Genomic DNA, 22,181 nt, shown 5'->3' on the forward strand with positions numbered 1-22,181 from the left:
ATTCTATCTTTGCATCCTAGATAAAGGATAAAAAATGAAAGAGGGAAAAGCCATAATTTTTGCAGCACCATCTGGCTCAGGGAAAACAACGATTGTTAAACACTTGCTTAAAAACAATGATTTTCTTGGGTTTTCAATTTCTGCCTGTACCCGAGACAAAAGAGGTCGTAATGAAGAAAACGGGAAAGATTATTATTTTTTAACTCCTCACGAGTTCAAAGAAAATATAGATGCAGATGAGTTTATCGAGTGGGAGGAGGTATATCCTGGTAACTTTTATGGCACCTTAAAATCAGAGATCCAAAGATTATGGGATGAGGGCAAAACTGTTATTTTTGATGTAGATGTCAAGGGAGCATTAAATCTTAAAGAATACTTTCAAGATAAAGCATTGGCGGTTTACGTAAAAGTTCCTTCAATTGATGAATTGGCAAAGAGGCTTAGAGACAGAGGAACAGAAAGTGAAGACAGTGTGTCGAGAAGACTCTTTAAAGCAAAATTTGAGATGGAGTTCATGGATAAATTTGACGTTGTTCTGGTAAATGATGACCTGGCGAAGGCTCAGGAAAAATCACAGCAGTTACTAGATGAATTCATGGAAAAATAAATCTTATGAATAGAACCATCGGCTTATATTTTGGCTCTTTCAATCCAATCCATATAGGGCATCTTATTATAGCTCAAACTATTGTCGATTCAGATAATGTTGATGAGGTGTGGTTTGTTGTTTCTCCCCAAAGTCCTTTCAAAAAGCGAGCCTCACTCGCCCACGAGCAAGACAGGTTTGATATGGTACAGGCTGCGATTTTCGATAATTATAAATTTAGGGTGTCTGATATCGAATTTAATATGCCTAAACCCAGTTATACTATTGACACCCTTACTTACCTCAGAGAAAAATATTCAGATTATCAATTTAAACTGATCATGGGCGAAGATAACCTAAAAGGGTTTCATAAATGGAAAAATCATGAGGAGCTGATCAAACAAACAGGAATAATTTGTTACCCCAGACCTGGCACCAGGAAAACCAAATGGCATGATGATGAAAGAGTTCAAATGATCGATGCACCATTCATAGACATTTCAGCTACGTTCATAAGAAACTCTGTAAAACAAGATAAATCGATCAGGTATCTTGTACCAAAAGAAACTGAATTACTGATCAAGTCGAGGAAACTATATGATTAAGTAATTCTAAATTTACCAAAACCACTATCAATCAAGATGAATAAGACATCATCTCTAATCATCGTATTTCTTTTTCTGGCTCATTTGGGGATTCAAAGTCAGACATTAAAAGGAACGATCAAAGACCAACAAAATAATTTATTAGGTTTCACTGCTGTCTATGTTGAAGAAACAAATAATGGCACCACCTCAAATGAAAAGGGTGAATTTGAAATTAATCTTCCTCCGGGCAATTATCATGTTTCTTTTCAATACATGGGATTCAAGTCAAAAACGATCAGTGTAAGCCTGTCTGAAGGTGAAACAAAAGAAATAGGTGTTAACCTGGAGGCACAGATTTATAATTTGCCAGAACTTGAAGTTACCGGATCTTTTGAAGACCCTGCTTATGCAATAATCCGAAAAGCAAGTGCTAAAGCGAAATATCACCTTCAGCAGGTAGATGAATATACCGCGAGAGTTTATCTAAAAGGTAAAGGAAAATTTGATAAAATACCGGGTATAATTAAAAGAAGACTTGAAAAAGAAGGCTTGAATCAAGATCAGCTTTACATTGGTGAAAGCATTGTGAAAATCACTTATAAACGTCCTTCAACATACGAACAAGAAGTAATTGCTGTGAGAAGTAAAGGAGATAGTCAGGATTTCAGCCCAGGACAATATATTTTTGGAAGTTTTTATGAAGAGTCTATTGCAGGCATTATTTCTCCGCTATCAAGAAAATGTTTTTCTCATTACAAATATGAATTTCAAGGTCTATTTGAAGAAAATGGATATGTAGTTAATAAAATAAAAGTAATTCCAAGAGTAAAAGATAGTGAGCTATTCAATGGCCATGTTTATATAGTAGAAGATCTTTGGAATTTACATAGCGTTGATCTGACAACCACCCAATCTGGTATTAATATTAATATCCAGCAAAATCTGGCACCTGTTCGAGAAAATGTCTGGCTGCCTGTAACACACCGGTTTTTTGTCAGTGGATCATTCGTTGGATTTGAATTTTCATACAATTATCTGGCAGGGGTATCAGATTATAATGTAAAAATCAATGAAGAACTGGCCAGGACTGTAAAAGTAATTGATGAAAAAACCGAAACAGCCAAAGTAGAAACGATAGAAAATGAGCGATCAGAAATTAAAGGTGATTCAGCTGTTTTTACTGTAAGCAAACTCAAAGAAGACATTGAAACATATGTCGAGGAAGAAAAAAAAGAAAGCGGTAATCCAAAAATTCTTGAGCGAATTGTTGTTGAGGACGATAATTCACTTAAAACAGTAGATAAAAATTATTGGGACGATATCCGAACTATTCCTTTAACCGAAGCTGAAATTAAAGGCTACCAGAAGCTCGATAGTACAGTTGCTGTTATGGATAGTGTATCAGCCCGTGATTCCGTTAATGCCAAGAAGTTATCTCCGTTTTTTCTTTTGACAGGTGATTATTTAAGGTTTAAGAACGGAAATAGTCTGAAAATAGGCGGACCTCTTTTCAATACATTTTATAACACCGTAAATGGCTGGAATATATCCATGCCGATAACTTATACTGTAAAAACAAGAAATGATAACAAATGGAAATTAGATCCGACTTTCAGATATAATTTTGCCTCTGAAAATTTTCAGATAAAAGGGGGGCTCCAATGGAGTAATGATGACAGGGACAGTACATTAACTTTTGGTATTGAAGGTGGTTATTTTGTAGATCAAATTAATAATGAAGAGCCTATCTCTCCACTGATCAATTCGATTAGCACCTTATTCTGGAGAGGTAACTTCATGAAGTTATACGACAAGAAATATGTAGATTTTTCAATATATAAGAATTTTGTTCATTCATTAAAAATAAGGTTTACAATAGGGTGGGAACATAGACAACAACTACAAAACAATACTGATTATACTTTTAATGGACGTGTTAATAAAGAATACAGTTCAAACCTTCCCCAAAACATGTACCTTGAGAATACTTCCTTTCCAAACCATCAGATATTTTATCACCAGGGGGAAGTCAGTTTTGTTCCTGGACTGAGGTACAATATGTATAATGACCGATTAATTCCTTTAGATGATAAGAAGCCGGAATTCAGATTAAATTGGAAAGGAACATTACCGGTTGATAAGCTTAATGATCTTGACTTTCTTAAAACATCGGTTGGTGTGAGGCACAAAATTGTACCTGCCGCTAACCTTTCAATTTTATATAATCTGGAAGTTGGAGGATTTCTTTATAAAGATTCCTTGTCCTTTATTGATTACAATCATTTTAACGGAAATCAAACGCCATTTTTACCCTTTGAACCTTCAGGAAGTTATAATTTCCTTGACTATTATGAATGGAGTACCGACGAGCCCTATTTATCAGGGATGGTCAAACTTAGCTTCAGGCAATTATTATTTACTCAGTTAACAGAACTAAGGTTAATCGGTATGAAAGAATATTTCTTTTTTAATAATCTGACTCACGCAAATGGGAACAATTATTTTGAAGCGGGATATGGCATTACTAATGTTTTCAGAATTCTCAGGCTTGAAGTGGGAGGAGGGTTTGACAACTTTAATAATACTTATTGGGGAATTCGGATAGGAATCTCGGCAGATTTATTTTAAAATAAAAAAGGGAGCAGTTGCTCCCTTTACTTTATGACTTAAACTGTCATAATATCTTTTTCCTTTGCTTCTAAAACTTCATCTGTTTTAGCAACATATTTATCAGTAAGCGTTTGAACCTCATCTTCCGCACCTTTGATAAGATCTTCTGAAACACCGTCTTTTTGAAGTTTTTTCAATGCATCATTAGCTTCTTTTCTGGCATTACGGATACTAACTTTTCCCTGTTCAGCCAACTGGCGGCAATGTTTTACGAGTTGCTCTCTACGTTCTTCTGAAAGGGGTGGGATATTGATCCTGATTATATCTCCATCATTCTGTGGGTTAAATCCCAAATCACTATTAATAATGGTTTTTTCGATTTCAGGAATAATATTCTTTTCCCATGGTTTAATAACTATTGTGCGAGCATCTGGTGTATTTACAGATGCTACCTGGTTTAATGGGGTTGGATTTCCGTAATATTCTACTCTTAACCCATCTAACATTGAGGGCATAGCTTTTCCGGCTCTTACCTTGTTTAGTTCAGCCTGGGTATGCTGAACAGATTTTTCCATTTGGTCTTTGGCCTCTTCGAGGTATAAATCTATGTCTTCCATATTACAAATATAAACTAATTCGATTTATTCAATTAATGTACCTACTTCTTCTCCAATTATTAAGTTATAAAGATTTCCCGGGACATTCATGTCAAACACCCTGATTGGTAAATTATTTTCCTGGCAAAGTGTAAATGCAGTGGTATCCATAACGTTTAGCCCTTTACTGATCACATCACTAAAAGTAATGTTGTGATATTTTTCAGCATTTGGATCTTTCTCAGGATCTGCAGTATATACACCATCCACTCGAGTGCCCTTTAATACAATATCAGCCTCAATTTCTATTGCTCGAAGACTGGCTGTTGAGTCAGTTGTAAAATAAGGACTTCCTATCCCGGCACCAAAAATAACTACTCTTCCTTTTTCCAAATGCCTGATAGCTCTTCTTCTGATAAAAGGTTCACAAACTTTTTCGATATCAAATCCCGACATAAGACGAGTATAAATATTGTTTTTCTCCAGGATACTCTGTAAAGCCATTGCATTTATCACCGTCGCAAGCATTCCCATGTAATCTCCCTGTACCCTGTCAATTCCAGATTTTTCAGCTTGAACTCCACGGTAGATATTTCCGCCACCTATTACAATGGCAAGCTCAACCCCCATGTCTTTTACTCGCTTGATCTCCTCCGCATATTGTTGCAATCTGGAAGAATCAATACCGTACTGTTGTTGTCCCATCAGCGCTTCCCCGCTAAGCTTCAGAAGTATCCGTTTGTATCTCATATAAGTATGGCGAAGTTGTATATATAAAATTAAAATTTACCGTATATAAAATATCCGCTCTAAAAGCGGATTAATAATTGATTCTTTTCAACTGACTGACCTTCCTTAACTTCAATGCTGGTTATCTCTCCATCACCCGGAGACTTAAGAACATTTTCCATTTTCATCGCCTCCAAAACCATCACCGAATCCCCTTTCTGAATTGTCTGTCCAGGCTCTACCTTTATTTCAAGTATCATACCAGGCATAGGAGCTTTTATATCAGTAATCTGGCTGCCGGCAAGATCTGACATCCCCATTTTCTCAAGAAGGATATCCATCTTATCTTTTATTTTTAATCGGCAAACTTTACCATTTATTTTTAATGTAATGATTTTTTCTTCAGCATCAGTAGATACGTGCTCAAGCTTGAAGCCTTTACCGTTTTTAATTACGTGGAAGTGAGAGTCGTCAATACGACTTATGTCCCAGTCGAGAACTTCATCATTAACAAGAATGTTCTCATCTTCAAAATTAACTGATATTGACTTATCAGAAATAGATTCTTCGTCGTTAATTAGGTGTGCCTGGTACATAATGCTTTTTCATGCATAATTACGGTTATTCTATCTTTTTTACAAGCATGAAGTAAGCAAATTGCTACCAGACTTTCAAAAATGAAACCAGGAGAAGACGTTTTCCGCATTTTTTTTGTAATCTTTGAGAATAAAATAATCAGTTATGTACAAGAAGATATTTTTATTTGGAGTTAATACAGCATTTCTATTTTTAATATTTTCCTGCTCTCAATCAACTCCCCAAACTACCGTTTCCGAAAATGATAATCTGGATTCAGCAGCTATTGAGGAGGAGCAAGCTAAACTAACTCCTGTGGCTGTTCCATATCACACAGCCAATCCACTGGTATTTGATATTTTACACCTGGATCTTGATCTGTCTTTTGATTTTGATGAGGAAAAGGTACTGGGTAAAGCAATTATTACAGGAACACCTTACAGCTATCCTATAAATGAAATTACTCTTGATTCAAAGGGCTTGGAAGTTAAAAAGGTGGTGATGCCTGACAGAAATAAAAATATTCCTTTGAGATACAGGTATGATTCCCTGGAATTACAAATTAGCCTGGATCGAACCTATCAACCTGATGAGATTATTTCACTCGAAATAGAATACGTAGCTGATCCTGAAGAAAGTCCGATGGCAAATGCCGGGTCATATCATGATTCAAGAGGGCTTTACTTTATTAAAAATGAAAATGGCGAGGTTACCCAGATATGGACACAAGGGGAGCCTGAAAACAATAGCCGATGGTTTCCGGTGATCGATGCTCCCAACGAACGTTATAAACAAGAAATAAGCATAACTGTGCCGGCTGATTTTGTTACTCTCAGCAATGGCCTTATGACTAGCAGTGTAATAAATGAAGACAGCCTCAAAACGGACACCTGGAAGTTGGATAAAGATCACGCAGCTTATCTTACTATGGTCGCTGCCGGGAAATTTGCCATGGAAGAAGAAACCTACAAGGAAATCCCACTTCAATACTATGTCGATCCAAAATATGCAGATAGAGCAAGCGAGATATTTAAGTATACTCCTGAAATGATTCACTTCATGGATAGCCTATTAGATGAACCTTATCCCTGGTCTAAATATGCTCAAATATCAGTGAAGGATTTTGTGTCTGGAGCAATGGAAAATACGACAGCATCGGTTTTTATGGAAGAAGTTCAGTTAACTGAAAATGAAGCATTAGATGAAGATTATGAAGGCATAATAATTCATGAATTAAGTCATCAATGGTTTGGGAATCAATTAACAGCTGAATCATGGGCAAACATTGCGATGAATGAGGCATTCGCTAATTATTCAGAATACCTATGGGCTCAATATAAGCATGGTGAAATGGAAGCCGGTCTGCTTGCTGTTGAAGAGGAAGCTGGATATTTTGATGAGGCACTCCAAGACACCCATCCATTGATCAATCACAATTATTATACTCCCGATGAAATGTTCGACGCACATAGTTATAATAAGGGAGGAAGAATTCTTCACATGCTGAGAATATATCTTGGGGATGAGATCTTTTTTAAAGGATTAAGAAATTATATCGATGAATATAAAGGGGAATCAGTTGAGGCAGCCAATCTTCGTCTTGTAATGGAAGACTCAAGTGGTGAAGACCTTAGCTGGTTTTTTAATCAATGGTTCTATAGTGAAGGTCATCCTGAATTAACAATGGCTTACACTCATGAAAACGACACTTTGTACTTAGAGATTTACCAGGTGCAATCGGAAGAATTTCCTGTATTTATACTTCCGGCTACTATCGATGTTTTTTCAAATGGGAAAGGATCCAGGTATACAGTGACAATTGATAAACCTTACCAACTGCTTGAAATACCGATGGAAAACACTCCGGAGGCTGTAATATTTGATCCGGAGCACGACCTTCTAGTGGAAATGGCCTATGAAAAACCACTTTCAGACTGGATGTCACAGTATCATAATGCCGTTTCTTATAAATCAAAAATGGAAGCATTGGAATACCTTTCAGATTCTATTTCAAATCAGGAGGTAAGTAATTTATTTCAGGAAGTTTTAAAAGATGAGTTTTGGGCAATTCGTCAATATGGAATAAATGTGTGGGCAACAATAGCTGAGGATATCCCTGAAGAGGTGATTGCCAAGATAGCATCCATGGCAATGTCAGATCCGGACTACATTGTCAAAGCCGATGCTATTGCAGCAGTTGGAGGCTGGGATGCTGATTCCTACCTTTCAGTAATTGAGAAAGGACTTGAAAGCAAATCATTCAGTGTTCTTGGAGCATCTATAGAGGCACTGAGCTTAAGTAATGAGGAGGATAAACTAAAAAGGCTTGAACAATACGAAATACACAACCAGACGGAAACTGTAATACCTTTAGCTTTTTATTATCTGGATAGCGGACACGTTGAAAAAATATCATGGCTTGAGGAGAAGATTGAAAATCTGGGTAGAGCAGAAAGATTTTATGCGCTTCAATTATATATGATGTGGCTTCCGCAATTAGATGATTCATATGATCTGAATGCTAAAGCTGATTTTCTGTTTGGTATTTTAGAGAATGAAAGATTCATAAATAACAGAACGACAATTTATCTTTTACTTATGATGCTCGAGGATGTGCCCGGAGTCAGAGAAAAGATTGAAAAAAAATTATCCAATGAAAATTATCCGGAAGTCATTGATAATCTGGAAGCTGTGACGGTGTCTCCTGATGAATAAAATTATGGGGGGCGGATTTTTTTTAAATTTTCATCAGGAATGTTTGAAAGATAGAAAATGATATATATTTTTGCACCACCTAAAACAAAACGGAGACACAAAATGTCGGGTTTTAGGTAGGTTAATTGAATATCTGAAACCGATAATTGGGGGAATACCAAAGCGGCCAACTGGGACGGACTGTAAATCCGTTGTCTTATGACTTCGCAGGTTCGAATCCTGCTTCCCCCACAAAAACTCTTGAGAATCTTATTTAAAGCGAGCAATTCATGCTATCTTTAAATGAGGTAGGAGATTAAGCGGGCGTAGCTCAGTTGGTAGAGCGACAGCCTTCCAAGCTGTAGGTCGCGGGTTCGAGCCTCGTCGCCCGCTCAATTTTATTGTCGGTTAAAGCCGATGTAGCTCAGGGGTAGAGCGCTTCCTTGGTAAGGAAGAGGTCACGGGTTCAATTCCCGTCATTGGCTCAACTAGAAAATATAATTGCCGGATTTATCCGGAAATCATAAAATCTTAACCACCTTAAAAAGTACTTTTTAAGGTGTTTTTGTCAATTAAGTAAATGAATTTATAACTAAACCGAGGATTATAAGAAAATGGCTAAGGAAACCTTTGATCGTTCGAAACCGCACGTTAATATCGGTACCATCGGTCACGTAGACCACGGTAAGACAACTTTAACTGCGGCTATTTCAAAAGTTTTGGCAGATAAAGGTCTTGCAGAGAGTAGAGACTTCTCTGCCATCGATAACGCACCAGAAGAAAAGGAGCGTGGTATTACTATCAACAGTTCGCATATCGAGTACGCAACTGAGAATCGTCACTATGCACACGTTGACTGTCCAGGTCACGCTGACTATGTGAAAAACATGGTTACTGGTGCTGCTCAGATGGACGGTGCGATCTTAGTTGTAGCTGCAACTGATGGACCAATGCCTCAAACTAGAGAGCACATCCTTCTTGGTCGTCAGGTAGGTGTACCTGCGATTGTTGTATTCTTAAACAAGGTAGACCTTGTTGATGATGAGGAATTATTGGAACTAGTTGACATGGAAGTTAGAGATCTTCTTTCTTCATATGACTATCCTGGTGATGATACTCCAATTATCGCTGGTTCTGCTCTTGGAGCACTTAACGGTGAGCCTAAGTGGGTTGAGAAAGTTGATGAGTTAATGGCTGCTGTGGATGATTTCATTCCACTTCCAGAAAGACTTATCGACAAAGATTTCTTGATGCCTGTTGAGGACGTATTCTCTATTACTGGTCGTGGTACTGTTGCTACGGGTCGTATCGAGAGAGGTGTTATCAACTCAGGTGATCCTGTTGAGATCTTAGGTATGGGCGCTGAAAACCTTAAGTCTACTATTACTGGGGTTGAGATGTTCCGTAAGATCTTAGATAGAGGTGAAGCTGGTGATAACGTAGGACTTCTACTTCGTGGTATTGAGAAAGCTCAAATCAAGAGAGGTATGGTAATCTGTAAGCCAGGTTCTGTAACTCCTCACCACCACTTCAAAGCTGAGGTTTACGTTCTTTCAAAAGAAGAAGGTGGACGTCACACTCCATTCTTCAACAGATACCGTCCTCAGTTCTACTTCAGAACTACTGACGTAACTGGAGAAATCAAACTTCCAGAAGGAGTTGAAATGGTAATGCCAGGTGATAACGTTTCAATCGAGGTTGAATTAATTAGCCCGATTGCAATGGAAAAAGGTCTACGTTTCGCTATCCGTGAAGGTGGTAGAACTGTAGGTTCTGGTCAGGTTACTGAAATCATAGAGTAATTTTGATATAAATTATAAAACGCGTTTCTGATTTTTCGGGAACGCGTTTTGTTTATCAATAATATTTAACTATCTTTGCATTCCGTTTTTCGGGGTGTTAGATACACGGGTGTAGCTCAATTGGTAGAGTAGTGGTCTCCAAAACCATTGGCTGGGAGTTCGAGTCTCTCCACCCGTGCCAATTTTATTAAGATATTATTCATGAATAAGTTAGTATCATATATTAAAGAGTCGTACATCGAGCTGACTACTAAAGTTAGCTGGCCCGGCTACAGAGAATTGCAAAATAATGCTGTACTGGTATTGATTGCCTCTTTAATTTTTGCATTGGTTATTGGTCTGATAGATTCTGGTTTCCAGAACCTGACCGATTTTTATTATAATAATATTAAATAATTGACTGTTACGCCGAGGTTATGAGTGAGCATAAATGGTACGTACTGAGAGCTGTAAGTGGTCAGGAGAAGAAGGTGAAAAACTATCTTGAAAACGAGATAGCTCGACAAAAACTTGAAGATCAGGTACCACAAATCCTGATTCCTTCTGAAAAAGTTTACGAAATGCGCAATGGAAAGAAGCGTATAAGAGAAAGATCATTCTTCCCGGGCTATGTGCTGATTCAGGCTAACCTTTCTCATGGAGAAGTTATGCACACAGTAACCAGCATTCCAGGTGTTATCGGTTTTCTCGGAGCAGGAGGGGGAAATGCTTCCAAAAATCCAGTACCCCTTCGTCAATCTGAAGTCAACAGAATCTTAGGTAAAGTTGACGAGACTGAAGAATTCGAAGAGAAATTAGATACACCATATATTGTAGGTGAATCTGTTAAAGTAATGGACGGCCCATTCAGCGGATTTACTGGCCACGTTGAGGAGGTTTTTGAAGATCGTAAGAAACTTAATGTTATCGTGAAGATTTTCGGAAGAAATACTCCAGTGGAATTAAACTATATGCAGGTCGAAAAAGTAGAATAGTAATGGCAAAGGAGATTAGTGGTTACCTGAAGTTACAAGTAAGGGGTGGACAAGCCAATCCGTCTCCACCTATCGGTCCGGCTCTTGGTGCCAAGGGTCTTAATATAATGGACTTCTGCAAGCAGTTTAATGCTCGTACACAAGACAAGCAAGGGATGGTTCTACCAGTGGTAGTAACTATTTATTCTGACAAGTCTTTCGACTTTGTCATTAAAACTCCTCCTGCTGCAATCTTGTTAAAAGAGGCTGCAAAACTTAAGAAGGGTTCAGCGGAACCTAACCGAGTTAAAGTAGGATCTGTTTCTTGGGATCAGGTTAAAGAGATTGCTGAAACTAAAATGCAGGATTTAAATGCATTTACAGTTGAATCAGCAATGCGAATGGTTGCAGGGACCGCAAGAAGTATGGGAATAAAGGTTCAGGGAAAAGCTCCTTGGATGTAACTAATCTTAAGGTAACATGGCAAGATTAACAAAAAAACAAAAAGAAGCATTTTCTAAGTTAGATCCTGAAAAAGCTTACGCAATAGGCGAAGCAGCGGCACTTGTGAAAGAAGTGAACTATGCTTCATTCGATGCTTCTGTTGATCTCGATATTCGTTTAGGAGTTGACCCACGTAAAGCTGATCAAATGGTCAGAGGTGTCGTAGCTCTACCTCACGGGGTAGGTCGCGATGTTCGCGTGTTGGTTCTTTGTACTCCTGACAAAGAAGAAGAGGCAAAAGAAGCTGGTGCAGACTATGTAGGACTTGACGAGTACATCAAGAAAATCGAAGATGGCTGGACTGACGTAGACGTAATTATAACAATGCCGACTGTAATGCCTAAGATTGGTCGTTTAGGTCGAGTATTGGGTCCACGTGGTTTAATGCCAAACCCAAAGGCGGGTACGGTTACTCTTGAGGTAGGAAAAGCTGTACAGGAAGTTAAAGCGGGTAAAATTGACTTTAAAGTCGATAAATTCGGAATTATTCACACATCAATCGGACGAGTTTCTTTCGATAAAGATAAGATTTACGATAATGCTGTTGAATTAATCCAGACCATCGCTAAGTTAAAACCTGCTTCAGCTAAAGGTACTTATTTTAAAACGATTTCGATTTCTAGTACTATGAGTCCTGGTATCGAAATTGATAAAAACTCTATAGCAGGATTATAACCATGACTAGAGAAGAAAAAGCACAAGTAATAGAAAGTCTTGTTGAAAAGTTTAACAACAATCCTTTTTTCTACATCGCTGATGCTAGTGGGTTGTCTGTTGGACAAGTAAACGACTTTAGAAGGTTATGCTTTAAAGAAGGTGTTGAATATAAAGTTGTTAAGAATACTTTGATCAAGAAAGCTCTTGATCAGCTTGACAACGACTTTAGCGAATTAGATGTAGCATTAAAAGGATTCAGTGGAATTATCTTTTCTGAAGAATCTAATAATGCTCCGGCAAAAGTTATTAAAGCCTTCAGAAGCAAGCAAGGTAAAGAGATTAAAAGACCTTTATTGAAAGGTGCATCGATCGATTCTGATATCTTTATCGGTGATGAAAACCTTGAAACACTAAGCAATCTTAAATCGAAAAGCGAGCTTATCGGCGAAGTTATATCGTTGCTTCAATCACCAGCTAAAAACGTTATCTCTGCACTTAGCAGTGGTGGCGACAAACTTGGCGGTATTGTTAAAACGTTACAGGATCGAGAAGCTTAATTACAATTATTTATTACAATTTTATTAGAAACAATTTAAATCGGGAATAAAATGGCAGATTTGAAAGAATTCGCTGAGCAGTTAGTTAATTTATCTGTAAAAGAAGTAAACGAATTAGCAGAAATCCTTAAGGAAGAGTACGGTATCGAGCCTGCAGCTGCAGCAGCACCAGTAATGGTAGCTGGCGGTGGTGCTGGTGGAGACGGCGGTGAAGACGAAAAGTCTGAATTCGACGTAGTACTTAAGTCTGCTGGTGGCGCGAAACTTGCTGTAGTGAAACTAGTAAAAGAATTAACTGGTCTTGGGCTTAAAGAAGCTAAAGAACTAGTTGACGGTGCACCTAAGGCTGTGAAAGAAGCAATGCCTAAGGATGAAGCTGAAAGCATGAAAAAACAACTTGAAGAGGCTGGTGCCGAAGTAGAGTTGAAATAATTTGACCGTCTTGGTCAACCCTGTTTAGGCCCTGATATTTTATTGGGGTCTTTTCCTGTTTGTACGAACATACATTGCTGAAGAGCATATGTGTCGGGTTCCAAAGCGAAACCCGGCACCTTTTGTGAAAACTTAAACTCTGATAGTCTTGGCTAATAAGATTCAAACCGAAAGAATTAATTTCTCATCTATAAAGTCAGTAATTGATTACCCTGATTTCTTGGATGTACAATTACAATCTTTCCGCGATTTCTTCCAGTTGGATACCCCAGCGGAAAAAAGAAATCACGAAGGTCTCTATAAAGTATTTATGGAGAATTTCCCTATTTCTGACTCAAGAGAAAATTTTGTTCTTGAATTCGTCGACTATACTATCGACCCCCCTAAATATTCTGTACAGGAGTGTATCGATCGTGGTTTGACGTATGCAGTTGCTTTAAAAGCAAAATTGCGACTCTCTTGTAATGATGAGGACAATGAAGATTTTGAAACTATTGAGCAGGAAGTTTTCCTTGGAAGCGTTCCTTTAATGACCGCTAAGGGATCTTTCGTGATCAATGGTGCTGAACGTGTGATTGTTTCTCAACTTCACCGTTCTCCTGGTGTTTTCTTTGCTCAAAGTAAACACACTAATGGTACTACTTTGTACTCCGCGAGAATTATTCCTTTCAAAGGATCGTGGATAGAGTTTGCCACTGACGTAAACAACGTCATGTATGCCTATATCGACCGTAAGAAAAAATTCCCGGTCACTACTCTCCTAAGAGCTATCGGCTTCGGATCTGATAAAGATATTCTTGATCTTTTCGACCTTTCTGAAGAAGTTGAAGCGACTAAGGCAAACCTAAAAAAAGTTATTGATAGAAAGTTAGCTGCAAGAGTTCTTCGTACCTGGACTGAAGACTTTGTGGATGAGGATACTGGTGAAGTTGTTTCAATCGACCGTAACGAAGTGATCCTTGAGCGTGACTCTGTACTAACTTCAGAAGATATTGATCTTATCCTGGATGCAGGTGTTAAATCAATTATCCTGCATAGGAAAGATGCTAATGTAACTGACTACTCTATTATATATAATACCCTTCAAAAAGATAACTCAAACTCTGAGAAGGAAGCAGTAGAACAGATATACAGACAGCTACGTAATACTGAGGCTCCTGACGAAGCAACTGCAAGAGAGATTATTCAAAATCTTTTCTTCAGTGATAAGCGTTATGACCTTGGTGAAGTTGGTCGTTACAGAATTAACACCAAATTAGGCCTTGATCACTCTAAAGATTCAAGAGTTTTAACTACTGAGGATATTATCCTTATCGTTAAATATCTTATCGGATTGATTAACAGTAAAGCTGTAGTTGATGATATTGACCACTTAAGTAACAGAAGAGTAAGAACTGTTGGAGAACAGTTATATTCTCAGTTCGGAGTTGGTCTTGCAAGAATGGCTCGTACCATTAAAGAAAGAATGAACGTTCGTGATAACGAAGACTTCAAGCCTGTTGATCTGATCAACGCTAGAACGTTATCTTCAGTTATTAACTCATTCTTTGGTACTAACCAGTTATCTCAGTTCATGGATCAAACCAACCCATTAGCTGAGGTTACTCATAAAAGAAGAATGTCTGCTTTAGGACCTGGAGGTCTTTCTCGTGAAAGAGCTGGTTTCGAGGTTCGTGATGTTCACTACACTCACTATGGTCGTCTTTGTACGATTGAGACTCCTGAAGGTCCGAATATTGGTTTGATTTCATCTCTTTGTGTTCACGCCAAAGTGAATAGCATGGGATTCATCGAAACTCCATATAGAAAAGTTCAGGAGGGTAAAGTGACTAGTGATGTAGTTTATCTGACTGCTGAAGAAGAAGACAATCACTACATTGCTCAGGCAAACGCACCAATCACAGATAATGGTGATTATGTGAATGACAGAGTTAAAGCAAGATACGAGGGTGACTTCCCAGTTATGGAACCACATGAGCTTTCATACATGGACGTTGCTCCTAACCAGATTGTATCTGTTGCTGCATCAATGATTCCTTTCCTGGAACACGATGATGCCAACCGTGCATTGATGGGATCGAACATGCAGCGCCAGGCAGTACCTCTTTTAAGACCTGAAGCTCCAATCGTAGGAACAGGACTTGAAAAAAGAGTTGCTCTTGACTCAAGAACTCTTGTTGTTGCTGAAGCAGATGGTGAAATAGATTTCGTAGATTCTACAGTAATCAAAGTTCGATATGACAGATCTGAAAATGAGCGTCTTGTTAGCTTTGATGATGATGTAGTTACATACGACCTGATCAAATTCAGAAGAACTAACCAGGATACCAGCCTTAACCTTGTACCGATTGTTAAGAAAGGTGAGAGAGTTGAAAAAGGCCAGGTTCTTTGTGATGGTTACGCAACTGATCAGGGAGAACTTGCTCTTGGTAGAAATATGAAAGTTGCTTTCATGCCATGGCAAGGTTACAACTTTGAGGATGCGATCGTTATTTCTGAAAAAGTTGTAAGAGATGATATTTTCACTTCTATTCACATTGATGAATATGAATTAGAAGTTAGAGATACAAAACGTGGTGAAGAAGAATTAACTTCTGAAATTCCTAACGTAAGTGAGGAAGCGGTTAAACACCTTGATGAAAATGGTGTTATCAGAACCGGAGCTGAAGTTAAAGAAGGAGATATCCTAATCGGTAAGATCACTCCAAAAGGAGAAAGTGATCCAACTCCGGAAGAAAAATTACTCCGCGCTATATTTGGAGATAAAGCTGGTGATGTAAAAGATGCGTCTCTTCGCGTTCCTCCTTCAGTCAAAGGTGTGGTAATTGATACTAAGTTATTCTCTCGACCTAAAAAGGATAAGGAATCAAGAGCTCGAGCTAAAAAAGAGGTTCAAACTCTAATGGCTGAGTACTCCAAAAACCTTAGAGGATTGAGAGCTAAGATGATTAATAAGCTTGTATCTCTTCTTGAAGGAAAAACTTCACAGGGAGTTAAACATAAATTTGGTGATGAACTACTAAGCAAAGGAGTTAAATTCAATCACCAGAATATTGAAAACAACTTATTCCCTGAAAAAAATATATATAGAGATGAATCTGGTTATGCAGTACCAGAAGAGGTTAACCTGATTGCAGATGTTATCCTAGAAAGTTGGACTGATGACGAGAAAACTAACGAGTTACTTGTTACTCTTGTTAAGAATTACTTAAATAGACGAAACGAGCTTGCAGGTGAATTTAAGCGTGAGCGATTTACTCTGGAGGTTGGTGACGAACTTCCTGCTGGAATAGTAAGACTGGCTAAAGTTTATATTGCTAAAAAGCGTAAACTAAGAGTTGGTGATAAAATGGCAGGACGTCACGGTAATAAAGGTGTTGTTGCCAAAATCGTTAGACAAGAAGATATGCCATTCCTTGAGGATGGAAGTCCGGTTGATATCGTGTTGAACCCATTAGGTGTACCTTCACGTATGAACCTTGGACAGATATACGAAACCGTATTAGGTTGGGCTGGATTAAAATTAGGTCGTAAATACGCTACACCGATCTTTGATGGAGCATCTGCTGATGAAGTTGATGCACAACTTAAAGAAGCAGGTCTTCCACATTTAGGTAGAACTTACCTTCATGATGGATTAAGTGGTCAGCGATTTGATCAGCCAACTACTGTGGGTGTAATTTATATGTTGAAACTGGGCCACCTTGTTGATGACAAGATGCACGCCCGTTCAATTGGACCTTACTCACTTATTACTCAGCAACCACTTGGAGGTAAAGCTCAGTTTGGTGGACAGAGATTTGGTGAGATGGAGGTTTGGGCTCTCGAGGCATTTGGTGCTGCAAATATTCTACAGGAAATTCTGACAATTAAGTCTGATGATGTTGTGGGAAGAGCCAAAGCTTACGAGGCAATAGTAAAAGGAGATAATCTTCCAAGACCGAACATTCCTGAATCATTCAACGTATTGATTCATGAACTGAGAGGATTGGCTCTGGAAATTACGCTCAAGTAAAAATGTTAAATTAAGGCGATGTGCCTACCTATAGATAAGGAACATTATGGCATTTAGAAAAAACAAAAAAATCAATAATGACTTTTCAACAGTTACGATAAGCCTTGCTTCTCCGGAGTCAATTCTGGAAAGCTCTTTTGGTGAAGTAACCCAGCCGGAAACTATCAATTACAGAACTTACAAACCTGAGATGGGTGGTCTGTTTTGTGAAAGAATATTTGGTCCGGTAAAAGATTGGGAATGTCATTGCGGTAAATACAAAAGAATAAGATATAAAGGAATTATTTGTGATCGATGCGGTGTCGAAGTAACTGAAAAGAAAGTTCGACGTGAGCGTATGGGGCACATTGAACTGGTAGTTCCTGTTGCACATATCTGGTATTTCCGTTCATTGCCAAATAAAATCGGATACCTACTGGGGCTTCCGACTAAAAAGCTCGATCAAATTATTTACTACGAGCGCTATGTAGTTGTTCAGCCTGGATTAAAAGCTGAAGATGGTATCGAACAGATGGACTTCCTGACTGAGGATGAATATCTGGATATCATGGATAAATTGCCAAGAGAAAATCAACTTCTTGATGATGATGATCCAAATAAGTTCATCGCAAAAATGGGTGCTGAAGGTATCGAAATGTTACTTTCGAGACTTGAACTAGATGAGCTATCTTATCAGTTACGCCATCAGGCAGCAACAGATACTTCTCAGCAGAGAAAAGCTGAGGCTCTGAAAAGACTTAAGGTTGTTGAAGCATTTAGAGATGCTAAAACCAGAATCGAAAACAAGCCTGAATGGATGATTATCCGCATGGTGCCTGTTATTCCACCGGAGCTAAGGCCATTAGTTCCATTGGATGGTGGTCGATTTGCAACATCTGACCTTAATGACCTTTACAGAAGAGTTATAATCAGAAATAATCGTCTGAAAAGATTGATAGATATCAAAGCGCCTGAAGTAATCTTACGTAACGAAAAACGTATGCTTCAGGAGGCTGTAGATTCTCTTTTCGATAACAGCCGTAAAGTAAATGCGGTTCGATCTGATGGAAACAGAGCTCTTAAATCTTTAAGTGATATGCTTAAAGGTAAGCAAGGTCGATTCCGTCAAAACTTATTAGGTAAAAGGGTTGACTATTCAGGTCGTTCGGTAATTGTAGTAGGTCCTGAACTTAAACTTCACGAATGCGGTCTTCCTAAAGACATGGCTGCGGAGTTATTCAAGCCGTTTATTATCCGTAAGTTGATTGAAAGAGGAATAGTAAAAACTGTTAAGTCTGCTAAGAAGATCGTTGACAGAAAAGATCCGGTTGTATGGGATATACTTGAGAATGTATTGAAAGGACACCCTGTACTTCTTAACCGTGCTCCAACTCTTCACAGACTTGGTATCCAGGCGTTCCAGCCAAAACTTATTGAAGGAAAAGCTATTCAGTTGCATCCTTTGGTATGTACCGCATTTAACGCTGACTTCGATGGTGACCAGATGGCAGTTCACGTTCCATTAGGACATGAGGCAATACTTGAAGCATCTGTTTTGATGTTGTCTTCTCACAACATTCTTAACCCTGCTAACGGTGCTCCTATTGCAGTACCTTCACAGGATATGGTTCTTGGACTTTACTACGTAACCAAAGGGCGTAAGTCTACTGATGATCATCCGGTAGCTGGAGAGGGAATGACTTTCTACGGCGCTGAAGAGGTTATCATTGCTTTGAATGAGAAGAGAATCTCTAAACATGCACATATTAAGGTAAAAGCCAAAGCAAGAAACTCTAAAGGTGAACTTGAAGATCAGTTGATAGACACAGTTGCCGGTAGGGTTTTATTTAACCAATATGTACCTGAGGAAGTTGGTTTTGTTAATGAGTTATTAACGAAGAAAAAGCTTCAACAGATTATTGCTAGAGTATTCAACATCGCAGGAATGGCTAAAACAGCGCACTTCCTAGATGATATTAAAGAACTAGGATTCCAGATGGCCTACAAAGGTGGTCTGTCAATGGGTCTTGGTGATATAATTATTCCAACAGCGAAAGAAGAATTGGTTGATAAAGCCAAAGAAGAAGTTGATGCAGTTTGGAATAACTACCTGATGGGTCTGATTACAGACAACGAGCGTTACAACCAGGTGATTGACATCTGGACAAGAATTAACTCTCAGTTGACTAATACTCTGATGACTCAGCTTGAAGAAGATAATCAGGGATTCAACAGTATTTATATGATGATGCACTCAGGAGCTCGTGGTTCCAGAGAGCAGATCAGACAGCTGGGTGGAATGAGAGGATTAATGGCAAAACCACAGAAAAACCTTAGTGGATCTGTTGGTGCTATTATTGAAAACCCGATTCTGTCTAACTTTAAAGAAGGACTCGATGTAATCGAGTACTTTATATCAACTCACGGTGCTCGTAAAGGTCTTGCGGATACAGCACTAAAAACAGCCGATGCCGGTTACTTAACTCGTCGTCTTGTGGATGTTGCTCAGGACCTTGTTGTTTCCGAAGAAGATTGTGGAACATTAAGAGGACTTGCAGTTTCTGCATTGAAGGACAATGAAGAAGTAGTTGAGTCTTTGTCTGAGCGTATTGCAGGTCGTGTAGCAGTACACGATATCTATCATCCTGAAACTGATGAGCTGATCATGGCTGCAGGTGAAGAGATTACTGATGAGATCGCCGATTATATTGAAGAAGCCGGAGTTGAAGAGGTTGAGATCAGGTCTCTGTTAACTTGTGAAACCAGACAGGGAGGTTGTGCCAAATGTTATGGTAGAAACCTTGCTACTGGTAATATGGTTCAGAAAGGTGAGGCTGTTGGTGTAATCGCTGCGCAGTCTATCGGTGAACCAGGTACTCAGTTAACACTAAGAACTTTCCACGTGGGTGGTACTGCTTCAAACATTGCTGTAGATGCTAAAATTACCGCAAGAAATAGTGGTATTATCGAATTCGAAGGTCTGAGAGCTATTAAGACCAAAGATGAGGAAGGTAAGAATATTGAGATCGTAATGAGTCGAATGACAGAAGTTAAGATCATCGATCCAAAATCTAAAACAATGCTTAGCAGTAACCACGTTCCATATGGAGCAACGTTAACTGTTAAAGAGGGCGAAAAAGTAGAAAAGGGACAAGAACTTTGCTACTGGGATCCTTATAATGCTGTTATCTTGTCAGAATTTGATGGTTCTATCGAATTTGAAAGTATCGAAGAAGGGATTACTTACAAAGAAGAATCTGATGAGCAGACAGGTCACAGAGAGAAAGTAATTATAGAAACCAGAGATAAGACTAAAAACCCAACGGTTATAGTTAATCCTTCTAAAGGTGATCCTAAGGGATATAACATTCCGGTAGGTGCCCACCTTGCAGTAGATGAAGGTCAAACTATTAAAGCTGGTCAGGTACTGGCTAAGATACCTAGAACCGCAGGTAAGTCCAGAGATATTACAGGGGTCTTCCAAGAGTTACAGAGCTGTTTGAGGCTCGTAACCCATCGAATCCTGCAGTAGTTTCTGAAATTGACGGTGTTGTAACTTATGGTAACATTAAACGTGGTAACAGAGAGATCTTCATCGAATCTAAAGATGGAGTGAAGAAGCGTTACATGGTGCCATTATCTAAACACATTCTTGTTCAGGATGGTGACTTCGTTAAAGCTGGTTATCCTCTGTCTGACGGAGCGATCACGCCTAACGATATCCTTTCTATTAAAGGGCCTAAAGCTGTACAGGAGTACCTTGTAAATGAGGTTCAGGAAGTATACAGGCTTCAGGGTGTTAAGATCAATGACAAGCACATTGAAGGTATCGTAAGACAGATGATGCAGAAAGTAAGAGTAATTGATGCTGGTGACACTAGCTTCCTGGTTAATCAGGTAGTTGATAGATTCGCTTTTGCTGATGAAAACGACACAATGCTAGACAAGAAAGTCGTTACTGATGCAGGTGACAGTGAGTCAATGAAGCCAGGTAAGATCATTACTGCACGTCAGTTAAGAGACGAGAATTCTATGCTGAAGAGAAAAGATATGAAACCTATCCAGGTAAGAGATGCTCAGCCTGCGGTTTCTAAAACTATTCTTCAGGGTATTACTCAGGCATCTCTTGGTACTGAAAGCTTTATTTCTGCTGCTTCCTTCCAGGAAACAACGAAAGTATTGTCAGAAGCCTCTATCTGGGGTAAGAGGGATCAGTTACTCGGACTTAAAGAGAATGTGATCGTTGGACACCTGATTCCAGCTGGAACCGGTATCCGTGATTACGATAAACTGATCGTAGCTCCTAAAGATGAGTACGAAGCAATGCTAGCCGGGAAGAAAGAGCGTAGCGAGAGAGAAGCGGTAAATTAATGACCGCTCTACAAAATATATTTTATCAGGCACCCCGAAAGTTTTTCAGGGTGCCTGTTTATTAATTCCGAAATACAATGGCAGAAGAAAAAGATAAACAAGGACAAAATCAGATCAATATTGAGCTTTCAGAAGAAACAGCTGAAGGTGTTTATGCAAATCTTGCAATGATTGCACATTCGAATAGTGAGTTTGTTATTGATTTTATCCGTTTGATGCCGGGTGTTCCAAAGGCAAAGGTAAAATCACGTGTAGTGATTACACCCGAGCATGCGAAGCGTCTCCTGAATGCATTGGCTGACAACATAGAGAAATATGAAAGTACCTATGGGGCAATCAAAAATAGTCAGGAAACACCAAAATTCCCGATGAATTTCGGAGGAACGATGGGAGAAGCATAGGGTTGGAAACAGCTTAAAGCAAGGTTTAGAAAGAATTACTGAAAATTTGGTCAGTATACTTTGGATAATCCGCTGATTTTCCTACCTTTGCAATCCAAAATTTCGATAGGTCTATATTAAAATTAAACACAG

Annotated in this window: 16 protein-coding genes, 4 tRNA genes and 1 pseudogene; 18 read left to right on the plus strand and 3 right to left on the minus strand. The window is 38.7% G+C overall.

Going from position 1 to position 22,181, the window contains the following annotated elements; genetic code table 11:
* The first annotated feature begins 34 nt into the window (after window positions 1–34).
* From gmk to DCC35_RS04165, 3 genes are read left to right on the plus strand one after another with little or no spacing between them, the layout of a single operon-like run.
* Window positions 35–607 (plus strand): guanylate kinase, encoded by a 573-nt coding sequence (gmk, locus tag DCC35_RS04155; RefSeq protein WP_137089603.1) that lies wholly within the window; start codon window positions 35–37, stop codon window positions 605–607.
* Between the two features lie 5 nt (window positions 608–612).
* The gene (gene nadD / locus DCC35_RS04160) at window positions 613–1,191 is read left to right on the plus strand and encodes a nicotinate (nicotinamide) nucleotide adenylyltransferase (protein ID WP_137089604.1); all 579 of its coding nucleotides are present in this window, start codon (window positions 613–615) and stop codon (window positions 1,189–1,191) included.
* Window positions 1,192–1,227: 36 nt separating this feature from the next.
* Complete coding sequence (locus DCC35_RS04165) at window positions 1,228–3,801, plus strand: DUF5686 and carboxypeptidase regulatory-like domain-containing protein (RefSeq protein ID WP_137089605.1); 2,574 nt, start codon at window positions 1,228–1,230, stop codon at window positions 3,799–3,801.
* Window positions 3,802–3,839: 38 nt separating this feature from the next.
* Here the strand turns inward: DCC35_RS04165 and frr are convergent, their stop codons facing one another.
* From frr to DCC35_RS04180, 3 genes are read right to left on the minus strand one after another with little or no spacing between them, the layout of a single operon-like run.
* Entirely contained in the window at window positions 3,840–4,400 is a 561-nt protein-coding gene (gene frr / locus DCC35_RS04170) for a ribosome recycling factor (RefSeq protein ID WP_137089606.1), read from the minus strand.
* Between the two features lie 24 nt (window positions 4,401–4,424).
* On the minus strand, window positions 4,425–5,129 hold the full coding sequence (gene pyrH / locus DCC35_RS04175; protein ID WP_137089607.1) for a UMP kinase: 705 nt from the start codon (window positions 5,127–5,129) through the stop codon (window positions 4,425–4,427).
* Between the two features lie 59 nt (window positions 5,130–5,188).
* Window positions 5,189–5,704 (minus strand): acetyl-CoA carboxylase biotin carboxyl carrier protein subunit, encoded by a 516-nt coding sequence (locus DCC35_RS04180; RefSeq protein ID WP_137089608.1) that lies wholly within the window; start codon window positions 5,702–5,704, stop codon window positions 5,189–5,191.
* Window positions 5,705–5,849: 145 nt separating this feature from the next.
* Here DCC35_RS04180 and DCC35_RS04185 point away from each other — a divergent pair, with 145 nt between their 5' ends.
* The 15 genes and pseudogenes from DCC35_RS04185 (at window position 5,850) to DCC35_RS04255 (ending at window position 22,049) form a co-directional block, all read left to right on the plus strand.
* The gene (locus DCC35_RS04185; protein ID WP_137089609.1) at window positions 5,850–8,399 is read left to right on the plus strand and encodes a M1 family metallopeptidase; all 2,550 of its coding nucleotides are present in this window, start codon (window positions 5,850–5,852) and stop codon (window positions 8,397–8,399) included.
* A gap of 148 nt (window positions 8,400–8,547) precedes the next feature.
* Window positions 8,548–8,630 (plus strand) — tRNA-Tyr (locus tag DCC35_RS04190).
* Between the two features lie 68 nt (window positions 8,631–8,698).
* Window positions 8,699–8,771 (plus strand) — tRNA-Gly (locus tag DCC35_RS04195).
* Between the two features lie 20 nt (window positions 8,772–8,791).
* Window positions 8,792–8,863: transfer RNA gene (locus tag DCC35_RS04200), tRNA-Thr, on the plus strand.
* 129 nt (window positions 8,864–8,992) lie between these two features.
* Window positions 8,993–10,180, plus strand: a complete 1,188-nt coding sequence (gene tuf / locus DCC35_RS04205; RefSeq protein ID WP_137089610.1) for an elongation factor Tu — start codon at window positions 8,993–8,995, stop codon at window positions 10,178–10,180.
* Window positions 10,181–10,285: 105 nt separating this feature from the next.
* Window positions 10,286–10,361: transfer RNA gene (locus DCC35_RS04210), tRNA-Trp, on the plus strand.
* Window positions 10,362–10,381: 20 nt separating this feature from the next.
* Window positions 10,382–10,576 (plus strand): preprotein translocase subunit SecE, encoded by a 195-nt coding sequence (gene secE / locus DCC35_RS04215; RefSeq protein ID WP_137089611.1) that lies wholly within the window; start codon window positions 10,382–10,384, stop codon window positions 10,574–10,576.
* 20 nt (window positions 10,577–10,596) lie between these two features.
* Window positions 10,597–11,154, plus strand: a complete 558-nt coding sequence (nusG, locus tag DCC35_RS04220; RefSeq protein ID WP_137089612.1) for a transcription termination/antitermination protein NusG — start codon at window positions 10,597–10,599, stop codon at window positions 11,152–11,154.
* A gap of 2 nt (window positions 11,155–11,156) precedes the next feature.
* Window positions 11,157–11,597 carry a 50S ribosomal protein L11 gene (gene rplK, locus DCC35_RS04225; protein WP_137089613.1) on the plus strand — a complete coding sequence of 147 codons (441 nt, stop codon included), beginning with the start codon at window positions 11,157–11,159 and terminating at the stop codon, window positions 11,595–11,597.
* Between the two features lie 16 nt (window positions 11,598–11,613).
* A complete protein-coding gene (rplA, locus tag DCC35_RS04230) occupies window positions 11,614–12,312 on the plus strand; it encodes a 50S ribosomal protein L1 (RefSeq protein WP_137089614.1) in 699 nt (232 codons plus the stop codon).
* 2 nt (window positions 12,313–12,314) lie between these two features.
* Complete coding sequence (rplJ, locus tag DCC35_RS04235) at window positions 12,315–12,851, plus strand: 50S ribosomal protein L10 (protein ID WP_137089615.1); 537 nt, start codon at window positions 12,315–12,317, stop codon at window positions 12,849–12,851.
* 51 nt (window positions 12,852–12,902) lie between these two features.
* The gene (rplL, locus tag DCC35_RS04240; RefSeq protein WP_137089616.1) at window positions 12,903–13,283 is read left to right on the plus strand and encodes a 50S ribosomal protein L7/L12; all 381 of its coding nucleotides are present in this window, start codon (window positions 12,903–12,905) and stop codon (window positions 13,281–13,283) included.
* Between the two features lie 148 nt (window positions 13,284–13,431).
* A complete protein-coding gene (gene rpoB, locus DCC35_RS04245; protein WP_137089617.1) occupies window positions 13,432–17,298 on the plus strand; it encodes a DNA-directed RNA polymerase subunit beta in 3,867 nt (1,288 codons plus the stop codon).
* 46 nt (window positions 17,299–17,344) lie between these two features.
* Window positions 17,345–21,648 (plus strand): annotated as a pseudogene (gene rpoC, locus DCC35_RS04250) (DNA-directed RNA polymerase subunit beta').
* Between the two features lie 77 nt (window positions 21,649–21,725).
* Entirely contained in the window at window positions 21,726–22,049 is a 324-nt protein-coding gene (locus DCC35_RS04255) for a DUF3467 domain-containing protein (RefSeq protein ID WP_137089618.1), read from the plus strand.
* Window positions 22,050–22,181: the final 132 nt, after the last annotated feature.

The sequence above is a fragment of the Mangrovivirga cuniculi genome (assembly GCF_005166025.1).
Classification (GTDB): Bacteria; Bacteroidota; Bacteroidia; order Cytophagales; family Cyclobacteriaceae; genus Mangrovivirga; species Mangrovivirga cuniculi.

Excerpts from the sequence above, each read along its gene's own strand:
- gmk (WP_137089603.1), top strand. The coding sequence starts at position 35 with ATGAAAGAGGGAAAAGCCATAATTTTTGCAGCACCATCTGGCTCAGGG.
- nadD (WP_137089604.1), top strand. The coding sequence starts at position 613 with ATGAATAGAACCATCGGCTTATATTTTGGCTCTTTCAATCCAATCCAT.
- DCC35_RS04165 (WP_137089605.1), top strand. The coding sequence starts at position 1,228 with ATGAATAAGACATCATCTCTAATCATCGTATTTCTTTTTCTGGCTCAT.
- frr (WP_137089606.1), bottom strand. The coding sequence starts at position 4,400 with ATGGAAGACATAGATTTATACCTCGAAGAGGCCAAAGACCAAATGGAA.
- pyrH (WP_137089607.1), bottom strand. The coding sequence starts at position 5,129 with ATGAGATACAAACGGATACTTCTGAAGCTTAGCGGGGAAGCGCTGATG.
- DCC35_RS04180 (WP_137089608.1), bottom strand. The coding sequence starts at position 5,704 with ATGTACCAGGCACACCTAATTAACGACGAAGAATCTATTTCTGATAAG.
- DCC35_RS04185 (WP_137089609.1), top strand. The coding sequence starts at position 5,850 with ATGTACAAGAAGATATTTTTATTTGGAGTTAATACAGCATTTCTATTT.
- tuf (WP_137089610.1), top strand. The coding sequence starts at position 8,993 with ATGGCTAAGGAAACCTTTGATCGTTCGAAACCGCACGTTAATATCGGT.
- secE (WP_137089611.1), top strand. The coding sequence starts at position 10,382 with ATGAATAAGTTAGTATCATATATTAAAGAGTCGTACATCGAGCTGACT.
- nusG (WP_137089612.1), top strand. The coding sequence starts at position 10,597 with ATGAGTGAGCATAAATGGTACGTACTGAGAGCTGTAAGTGGTCAGGAG.
- rplK (WP_137089613.1), top strand. The coding sequence starts at position 11,157 with ATGGCAAAGGAGATTAGTGGTTACCTGAAGTTACAAGTAAGGGGTGGA.
- rplA (WP_137089614.1), top strand. The coding sequence starts at position 11,614 with ATGGCAAGATTAACAAAAAAACAAAAAGAAGCATTTTCTAAGTTAGAT.
- rplJ (WP_137089615.1), top strand. The coding sequence starts at position 12,315 with ATGACTAGAGAAGAAAAAGCACAAGTAATAGAAAGTCTTGTTGAAAAG.
- rplL (WP_137089616.1), top strand. The coding sequence starts at position 12,903 with ATGGCAGATTTGAAAGAATTCGCTGAGCAGTTAGTTAATTTATCTGTA.
- DCC35_RS04255 (WP_137089618.1), top strand. The coding sequence starts at position 21,726 with ATGGCAGAAGAAAAAGATAAACAAGGACAAAATCAGATCAATATTGAG.